Below are 9,316 nucleotides of genomic sequence, written 5' to 3'. Positions count from 1 at the left end.
CAACGCGCCCGACCGGGCTGCGCGACCCCGACCAGCTTCACCCGGTCGGGCGCTCACCCTCGCGCACTGCACGAAGGGGGTCAAAATTGGACGCCGATCCGGGGTCAACTTTGCGCGCCGATTGACAGGTCGGCGATCTGCCAGATCAGATTGGCGAGGTCGGAATGGCTGGCCATGCTATGCGGCACTCCCGGCCTGGCCTACACCTCGAATGGTCATCGTTCTCATTTCTTCGCCCCCGTTGATGTCTGCGCCGCAGACCCGAAGCGTTGTCACTCCACATTCCGAACAGGCGTTCGGATTCTTCGAACGGTAGTGTCGTGACGACCGGCCACCTTTGTTTTCAGTCGCAAGTGTCGCACCTCGCCAAATCGATCGTCAGACAAAGCTGTTTTTTGCGCCTCGCGCCAACACGTGTTGCATAAAGCAGTTCCCCACAGTTCAAGCTACCCTAGCCAACAATGGTTTCCAATTGCAGTCCCCTTCGGCTTGGTAAGTGGACGGCATTGGAATCATACAAATCCCCCGTCCGCTCCCCAAAGCCCAGACAGCAAAAAGGCCCGGATACCCGAGCCCTAAGCTATTCAAGTTTAAGGAAATTTGGAGCGGGCGAAGGGATTCGAACCCTCGACCCCAACCTTGGCAAGGTTGTGCTCTACCCCTGAGCTACACCCGCTCGCGCGGCGCTGAACCGCAAGCCGCGCCTATATGGCCGAAGCGACGCGCGATTGCAACGGGAAAAAACGTGGCCTTCGAAACGTTCCGCCATGATACCCAAAGCGCTTATGCGCCGCGGCGGTCTTGCGGGTGGCGGCAAGGCTTGTGTCGCCCGCCGGCTTTGGTCATAAGACGCCCGTAAACTGCCAGAGCCCGTTTTGATGCCGAAGACCCCCGACGATCTCTTCGCCTTCCTCGATTCACTCGGGATTGCAGTGAAGACCGTAGAGCACCCGCCGCTGTTCACGGTAGCGGATTCGCGTGCGCTGCGCGGCGAGATTCCCGGTGGGCACACCAAGAATCTGTTCCTCAAGGACAAAAAGGACAATTATTTCCTGGTGACGGTCGACGAAGAAGCTGTGGTTGATCTCAAGCAGATCCATCACCTTATCGGCGCCGCGAGCCGGGTCTCGTTCGGCAAGCCGGAAGCGTTGATGGACCTTCTCGGTGTCACGCCTGGCGCGGTCACGGTATTCGGGCTGATCAACGATCATCAGGCGCACGTCCGGCTTATCCTCGACGAGGCACTAATGGAAAATGCGATCATCAACGGACATCCTTTGACCAACGAGGCGACGACATCGATCGGCAATGCCGATTTGCTGAGCTTTGCCCGTGCGACCGGACACGAGCCGGCCATCTTGAAAGTGACGGGAAGATAGCCACATGCTGGGCAATCCCGATCTGCTGCGAAGCACGGAAGCCGACGGCATGGATGGGACTGTTTGAAGATCATGATCGATGATGGGATTGGCGCCTCGTCGCTCCACCTCGATGGACCGTTTCTGAACAAGCGGATGAAGGTTTGATATGAGCAGAGAGGATAATCCCTACGCCAGCGCGGCCGGCGCCTATTCCGCCAACGTGCAGTTCGGCACGGCGCCCGCCGGCAATGGCCAGGCTGTGAGCGATGCGGCTCCCGCTTACAAGGACACGACGACAGCGACGTTCGCTGCCGACGTCATCCAGGAATCGCGCAAGCAGCCTGTCCTGGTCGACTTTTGGGCACCATGGTGCGGCCCCTGCAAGCAGCTCGCGCCGGCCCTGGAAAAAGTAGTGCGCGCCTCCGGCGGCAAGGTGAAGCTGGTCAAGATGAACATCGACGACCATCCGTCTGTCGCGGGGCAGCTTGGTATCCAGTCGATTCCCGCCGTCATCGCCTTCAAGAACGGCCAGCCGGTCGACGGCTTCATGGGTGCCGTTCCCGAAAGCCAGATCCGCGAATTCATCGATCGCGTGGCCGGCAAGGGCGCGGGTCCGCAGATCGCCGAAACGCTTGCCGCGGCCACGCAGGCCCGCGACTCGGGAGACCTGCAGGCGGCTGCCAGCCTGTTTGATGCGGTGCTGGCGGAGCAGCCTGATAATCTCGACGCGCTCGGTGGTCTTGCCGACCTGCTTTTCGAGACCGGTGACCGAGCCGGCGCCGAGGAGCTTCTGGCCGGCGTGCCAGAGGACAAGAAGGACGCGCCGGCCGTCGCCGCCGTGCGCGCCAAAATTGCGCTGGCAGACAAGGTCGGCGAGCTTGGCGACCCGGCGGAGCTGGAGCGGCGGCTGGCTAATGATCCGAAGGATCATCAGGCCCGGTTCGACCTTGCGATGATCCAGAATGCGCTTGGCCAGCGGACCGAAGCGGCGGACAGCCTGCTGGCGATCGTCAAGGCCGACCGTACTTGGAAGGATGACGGCGCCCGCGCCCAACTGCTCCAGTTTTTCGAGGCCTGGGGTTTGATGGACGAGGTGACGCTGGCGACCCGGCGTAAACTCTCGTCGATCCTGTTTTCTTGAGGTAGCATCGGGCATATTGCGGGCTGGCCTTGCAGACCTCGGCCGCTGCTCCAGATTCCGGAGCAGAGCCGCAACGGAGGAATCGATGCAGGCGGGAAACGCCCACTACCGGCTTGTCTCGGACCTTCCCGCGACGGTGCCCGTCTTCCCGCTGCTGGAGGCCTTGCTGCTGCCCGGTGGGCGAATGCCGCTCAACGTCTTCGAGCCGCGATATCTGCAACTGGTCGATGACGCGATGCGCGGCAGCAGGATCATCGGCATGGTGCAGCCGGCGCTCGACGGATCGAAGCGCCATGACGACGAACCGGAACTCTGCCAGGTGGGCTGCATGGGTCGCATCATCTCGCTGTCGGAGACCGGCGACGGCCGCTATCTGATCTCGCTGCAAGGTATCTGCCGTTACCGCATCCTGCAGGAACTGGCGGTCAGGACGCCCTTTCGGCAATGCCGCATCGCCCCTTTCGTTGGCGATCTCGAGGAAGATCGCGGTGCTGGAGAGGTCAACCGTCCGGCTCTGCTGAAGGCTTTTCGCGCTTATCTGCAAGCCAACGAACTGGAAGCCGATTGGGAAAGCGTCAGCCGCGCCGACAATACGATGTTGGTGAATGCACTGTCGATGATGGCGCCCTATGGCGCGGCCGAGAAACAGGCGCTGCTGGAGGCGCCCGACCTGAAAACCCGCGCCGACACGCTGATCGCCATCACCGAAATGACGCTGGCGCGCGACAACGATGATTTTGGCTCCAGCCTGCAATAGGTTTCCGATGCGTGACGAGGCCGACAGGAAAAAGGTCGATATGAAGCTGCTGGAACTGCTGGTCTGTCCTCTGACCAAAGGGCCGCTGACCTTCGACAGGGAGAATTGCGAGCTCATCTCGCGCGTCGCGAAGCTGGCCTACCCGATCCGGGACGGTATCCCGGTCATGCTGCCTTCGGAAGCACGGACGCTATCTGAAGGCCATATGCCTCAGGACAGGCCCGGAACAGCTTCCTGACAAGACTCGCGCGCCTGAACCCATTGCCGGTATCCAGGCTGGTATTGTGGTCCCCTATTGAAAATTGCGCCCTTTCGGCATGACTTGCCGAACCAAAGCCCTGTTTTCCTCGGCCAACAGGGAGATCGAAGCAACAGATGGCGTTTTCCTCGCGTCTCTTGCCGGTTTGGCGTTGCCGGCCCCAGCGCTCGCGACGCCCCATTCATCGAGCAGCGTGTCGAGCCAGGACGAAAGATCCTGCATGCGCTCAGCGACGATGTGAATGACTCCCATTTCCGTCTGCAGCTTGCCGGTGACCCGGATAAATTTCGACCCCATGACGACGGGGCGGAAACGGTCCAAATTTCGCGCCCAGATGATGACGTTGGCGATGGCTTTTTCGTCCTCAAGGGTAAGAAAGATCGCGTTTCCCTTGCCGGGCCGCTGACGAACCAGAACCAGGCCGGCAACCGAAACGCGCCTGCCGTTCTCCACCGCCCCCAGTTTTTCGTTCGGTGTAATCCCGATCCGGTCGAGTTTTCCCCGCAGAAACGAAACGGGATGTGCCTTAAGCGAAAGGCCGAGCGACTTGTAATCATGTACCACATGCTCGCCGAGCGGCATCATCGGCAGAACGGTTCGAGGCTCGTTGTCAGCGAGCCGGATTTCCGGACGATCGAACAGAGGCAACCGCTCGGCCGCGCTCTTGCCGTCGAGCGCCTGCACCGCCCACAAGGCGGCCCGCCGGTCGAGACCCAGCGAACGAAAGGCATCGGCCTTGGCCAGCTTCTCGATCTCGTCAATGTCGAGGCCCGAGCGCAACCATACGTCACGCACCGAATCATAACCGTCTCCGCGCCGGGCGATGAGCTGCTGCATGCCATTTTCGGACAATCCCTTGAGCTGATTGAAGCCGAGGCGGAGAGCATGCATGGTCTTGATGACACGCCGCATTTCGGCATGGCGCGAATTGACCCGCGCGGGATCGAAGCGAGCCCGCTCCAACGTGCACTCCCAGTTCGATAGATTGACATCCACCGGCCTTATCTCGACGCCGTGGTCTTCGGCATCTCGGACGAGTTGCGCGGGCCGATAGAAACCCATGGGCTGCGAGTTGAGGATCGCGGCACAGAAGACATCGGGATAGAACGTCTTGAACCAGCAGGAGGCGTAGACAAGAAGCGCGAATGACGCGGCATGGCTTTCGGGAAAGCCGTACTCGCCAAAACCCTCGATCTGCCTGAAGCAACGTTCAGCGAAATCCTTCGGGTATCCTCGCCCCATCATACCGTTGATCATTCGCTCACGATAATTTCCGATCGTTCCGGTACGTTTGAAGGTCGCCATGGCGCGGCGTAGCTGATCCGCTTCTCCTGGCGTGAAGCCACCGGCCTCGATGGCAATGCTCATGGCCTGCTCCTGAAAAAGAGGAACGCCAAGGGTCCTGCTCAGGATCTTCTCCAGCACCGGATTATGGTAGTCGACCTTCTCGATGCCCATCCGCCGGCGCAGATAGGGATGAACCATATCGCCCTGGATCGGCCCCGGACGGACGATCGCCACCTCGATGACAAGATCATAGAATTTTCGCGGCTTCAGCCGCGGCAGCATCGACATCTGCGCCCGCGACTCGATCTGGAACACGCCCAGCGTGTCGGCCCGGCAGATCATGTCGTAGACGCGCTGGTCCTCCTTGGGCATCGTGGCGAGCGTCAACAGCCGGCCATATTCGTCCCGAAGATGGTAATGGTCTTCGAGCAAGGTGAAGGCACGCCGCAGGCAGGTCAGCATGCCGAGCGCCAGCACATCGACCTTGAGGATGCCGACGGCGTCGAGGTCGTCCTTGTCCCACTCGACCATCTTGCGCTCCTCCATCGCCGTCTTGACGATGGGCACGATCTCATCGAGCCGGTCCTTAGTGATGACGAAGCCGCCGACATGCTGAGAGAGATGTCGCGGGAAACCCAAGATCTCGTTGGCGCGGTCGATCACATGTCTTGTCACGGAATCGGCCCTGTCGAGGCCGCCGGCCTTGGCTTCCCGCGCGCCAAGCTCGGATGACGACCAGCCCCAGATCGACCCCGACAGCGCACCGCGCACGTCGTCCGACAGGCCCATCGCCTTGGCGACCTCGCGCAGCGCCGAGCGGCCGCGATAAGAGACGACTGCGGCTGCAAGCGCGGTGCGTTTCTCGCTATACTTCTTATAGATGTAGGCGATGACGTCGTCGCGCCGCTCGTGTTCAAAATCGACATCTATGTCTGGCGGTTCGTCGCGCTCCGTAGACACGAAGCGCTCGAACAGGACGTCGGTAAGGTCTGGATCCACCTCGGTAATGCCGAGGCAGTAGCAGATGACGGAATTTGCCGCCGAGCCGCGCCCCTGGCAGAGCACCTTGGCTTCCTCACGGGCAAAACGCACGATGTCGCGAACGGTCAGGAAATAGCGCGCATATTTTTTGTCGCCGACGATTTTCAACTCATGCCTGATCAGGCCCGAAACCTTCTCCGGAATACCTGCCGGATAGCGCCAATTCGCTCCTTCCCAGGTCAGCCGTTCGAGTTCGGTTTGCGGATCGACGCCCTCTTCGGTGGTCTCCTCGGGATAGTTGTGTTGCAGTTCCTGCAGGGAAAAGCCGAGCGTTTGCGCGAAGCGCACGGTTTCGGCGAGGGCTTGGGGATGGTGGCGAAACAATCGGGCCATCTCCGCCGATGGCTTCATGTGGCGTTCCGCGTTGACGGAAAGCTCGAAACCGGCCTCGGAGACCGGAACATTCAGCCGGATGGCGGTGAGCACATCCTGCAACGGACGGCGTGCGGCCGAATGATGAAGGACATCGTTGGTCGCCATCAGCGGCAGTTTTACCGCTGCGGCAAACACGGCGGCCTGCTCGATCCGAAAACGGTCGTTTCCGCGATAATCCGGCGCGACGGCAAGCCATAGATTGCCCACGAAACGCGCCTTCAACCGGTGAAGGAGAGCAAGCATTTCATTCGCCGGCAGCGACAGGTCGGGCAGGACGGCGAGCGACATCCGGTCACCCCATTCGAGCAGATCGTCCAGCATGAGCACGGTCGCACCCTTGGGATTTTCGGGGCGTATATTCGCCTGGGTGAGCAGGCGGCAGAGATGCCCCCAGCCCTTTCGATCCTGGGGATAGGCCAGGATATCGGGCGTTCCGTCGCCGAAGACCAGACGGCAGCCTGGATGGTACGGCAGCGAGACCGGTTCCTCGCCCTCGGCAAGTCTTATGGATTTCGATTGGCTCCATGCCCGTACCACGCCGGCGACCGTGTTGCGGTCGGCGAGGCCCATGGCCGCATGGCCGAGGGCGCATGCGGTTACCACCATTTCCTCAGGAGAGGATGCGCCACGCAGGAAAGAAAAATTCGACTGGACGCCGAACTCGATATAGGGCGGCAGGACTGTTTCATGCGGTTTCGCGGCCGGAACCCTCATGCGAAGATCCCATGCATGAACCAGCGCGGTGAAGGTTTTCCAGCTTCGTAAAGGCCCTGGCGATAGAGCCAGAAGCGCCGCCCATCGACATCCTCGACGCGGAAATAGTCGCGCGGCGGGGCGTCCTCCTCACCCGGCCGCCACCATTCCGGCGCGATGCGTTCAGGGCCTTCCGAGCGGGCGATCCGGTAAAGGGCACGGCGCCAGCGGAAATTGAGCGGCGGTCCCTCCGGTATCTCCGTCACAGGCACCTCGATAGGTTCCGGTCTCGCGAAGAGGTTTATGGGCCGATCGAGGTGTTCTTTCCTGCCCTCCGGCCTGATGGAACGGCGCGGCTCACCGAAAGGCAGGTGGCTGACGGCCCGTTCCGGCCAGTGGCTTTCGACAGCGACCGGCATCGACAGCGCTCCATTGCCGAGGCGGGCGCACACACGGTCGGCGAACAGGGCGATATCGGCCTCATCGTCTGCACCGTCACCGGTGAAGTCGGCCTGCGGGGTAGAGAAGGGAGCGACAGAGAGCACCGAAAGGCGCACGAGATCGAAGCCGTAGCCGACATCGATCGCGCCGTTCAGGGCCGTAAGCCGCTCATGAAACAATTTCTGGATGAGCGCCGGCTCCCGCATCGGCCGTGACGTGGAGATGACGATGCGGCGGACCTCGCCGTCAACCCGGAACAGGAACAGCATCAGCGACCGCGCGCCCTCGCAGCGGCGCTCCAGACCCGCCTTGAGGCTTCCGGCAAGCATTTTGACAAGGAACTCGATGTCGTCGGCGAGCATGATCGGCTCGGCAAGATGGCGTTCCGCCGAGAGCGGCGCGACCGGCAGGCGCGGTGAGATCGCTTCCTCGAGTTGGCCGAGCGCCTGGTCGAGGCGCAGGAGAAGGGTGGAGCCGAAGCGGCGCGCCAGCGGCGCGCGCGGCGCCACCATCACCGCGCCTACCGTGCGCAGGCCGACACTTTCGAGACTGGAGCAAATTCCCGGATCAACGCGCAGCGCCGTAAGTGGCAACGGCGCCAGCAATTCCTCCTCTTCCCCGGGAGCGACGATCAGATCTCCGCCGAAACGCGCCGCCGCCCAAGCAGCACCAGGCGTCGAGGCGAGGCCGGCGCGGATTTCAAAACCCTGGTGAAAGAAGCGGGAGAGCAGGTCGTCCATCATGCCGCGCTCACCGCCGAACAGATGCGCGCAGCCGGTGATGTCGAGGAAAAGCCCGTCCAATCCATCGAGCGCCACCAGCGGCGTGTAGCGATCGCACCAGTCGGCGAGGCCCTCCAGCAGACGCCGATCAGCTTCCGGCTCCGCCTCGACCACCTCGATGTTCGGGTGCATGGCGCGCGCCTCGCCGACGCCCATGCCGGGCTTGAGCTTCAATGCCCTAGCCAACGTGTCGAGCGCTGCGACGCGCTGGGTATTGCTGTCGCGATGGCTCAGCACCAGCGGCAATGCCTTGACGGAACGGGAACGCCACGACCTGCCGAAGCGCTGGCGGCGCAGCCTGTCTGTCGGCAGATAGGGAAACCACAACGCCAGTATCCTTTGCGGGCTGGTCGCGTCTTTCCTGGAATGCATCATCGGTCCACTCCAGCGTGAATTCGGCGGGGATCGCGGTACGGCTCTTGCTGACGGTGACCTGGAAGGCTGGCGGACCGATCGAGCCGGCGAGCGGTCCCGCAAGGGTTAAGCGCGCCGCAGCCGGCGCCGGCGCCACCAGCAGGCGGACCGGTGCGGCTGTCGGTTCCGGTTCGCTAGCCGCGCGGACGAGGAAGAGTGGGCGTCCCACCAGCAGCGCGCGCCGATGCAGGCGACGGGTCGCCGTCAGGTCGAGGGCGGGCGAAGAGCCACGGATTTCGAGCAGGACGGCAAGGAAAGCGTCAAGCCGCGCCGCCTCCTCGGCAATCCACAGAGCGTCGGCCAGCTTTTCCGCCTCGGCGATCAGCAGGTTTTCCGGCTGGAGGCCGAAACGCGCTGCCAGCCCCGGTGCATACGGCCGACCCGCTTCGCGGAAAATCTCCGACGTGCCGATCCACAGCAGCGGCGCGGCCGCGTCCGGGGCCGGCAGCAGGCGCAGAAGCGCCAGCACGAAACCCGCCGCCGCACCCGTCTCGCGAACCGCGCCGGCATGCACCTCGATCAGCCCGGCGGCGGGCAGACCGCCGCCCAGCGCAGCGTCGAGACGCTCCACGCCCGTACGCAGAACGGACGGGCCGGCGGCGTGGCGCGGCGCAACGCCCTTCCAGCCCGTGTCTTCCGGGTTCTCGAAGCGCTCGGCCAGCCGGCCTTCGATCTTCGCGATTTTGTGACGCAGGTCGCGAACGACATCCCGCGCCACGGCCATAGACGCCATGACGGTCATCCGATCGGGTATTGTTCCTGTTA

At 62.7% G+C, this 9,316-nt stretch carries 7 protein-coding genes and 1 tRNA gene; 4 read left to right on the top strand and 4 right to left on the bottom strand.

Annotated elements, in window-relative coordinates; translation table 11 throughout:
- Positions 1 to 601 precede the first annotated feature (601 nt).
- A tRNA-Gly gene (locus tag ACH196_RS22305) sits at positions 602 to 676 on the bottom strand.
- A gap of 202 nt (positions 677 to 878) precedes the next feature.
- Between ACH196_RS22305 and ACH196_RS22300 the strand changes: the two genes are divergently transcribed.
- From ACH196_RS22300 to ACH196_RS22285, 4 genes are all read left to right on the top strand, one after another.
- Positions 879 to 1,379 carry a prolyl-tRNA synthetase associated domain-containing protein gene (locus ACH196_RS22300; protein ID WP_396649127.1) on the top strand — a complete coding sequence of 167 codons (501 nt, stop codon included), beginning with the start codon at positions 879 to 881 and terminating at the stop codon, positions 1,377 to 1,379.
- 148 nt (positions 1,380 to 1,527) lie between these two features.
- Positions 1,528 to 2,502, top strand: coding sequence for a thioredoxin (trxA, locus tag ACH196_RS22295; RefSeq protein WP_396649126.1), 975 nt, complete (start codon positions 1,528 to 1,530; stop codon positions 2,500 to 2,502).
- Between the two features lie 85 nt (positions 2,503 to 2,587).
- Complete coding sequence (locus ACH196_RS22290) at positions 2,588 to 3,259, top strand: LON peptidase substrate-binding domain-containing protein (RefSeq protein WP_396649125.1); 672 nt, start codon at positions 2,588 to 2,590, stop codon at positions 3,257 to 3,259.
- A gap of 7 nt (positions 3,260 to 3,266) precedes the next feature.
- Positions 3,267 to 3,497: a Trm112 family protein gene (locus ACH196_RS22285; RefSeq protein WP_396649124.1), complete on the top strand. Its 231-nt coding sequence runs from the start codon at positions 3,267 to 3,269 to the stop codon at positions 3,495 to 3,497.
- A gap of 54 nt (positions 3,498 to 3,551) precedes the next feature.
- Here the strand turns inward: ACH196_RS22285 and ACH196_RS22280 are convergent, their stop codons facing one another.
- From ACH196_RS22280 to ACH196_RS22270, 3 genes are read right to left on the bottom strand one after another with little or no spacing between them, the layout of a single operon-like run.
- A complete protein-coding gene (locus ACH196_RS22280) occupies positions 3,552 to 6,935 on the bottom strand; it encodes an error-prone DNA polymerase (RefSeq protein ID WP_396649123.1) in 3,384 nt (1,127 codons plus the stop codon).
- Positions 6,932 to 8,374 (bottom strand): DNA polymerase Y family protein, encoded by a 1,443-nt coding sequence (locus ACH196_RS22275; RefSeq protein ID WP_396649134.1) that lies wholly within the window; start codon positions 8,372 to 8,374, stop codon positions 6,932 to 6,934. The genes ACH196_RS22280 and ACH196_RS22275 overlap by 4 nt, the downstream gene beginning before the upstream one ends.
- A complete protein-coding gene (locus tag ACH196_RS22270; RefSeq protein WP_396649122.1) occupies positions 8,316 to 9,284 on the bottom strand; it encodes an ImuA family protein in 969 nt (322 codons plus the stop codon). Before ACH196_RS22270 ends, ACH196_RS22275 begins: the two co-directional genes overlap by 59 nt.
- Positions 9,285 to 9,316 lie beyond the last annotated feature (32 nt).

It is taken from the genome of Mesorhizobium sp. IMUNJ 23232 (genome assembly GCF_044326205.1).
GTDB lineage: Bacteria > Pseudomonadota > Alphaproteobacteria > Rhizobiales > Rhizobiaceae > Kumtagia.
This window is presented reverse-complemented; position numbering and strand designations above follow the sequence as displayed.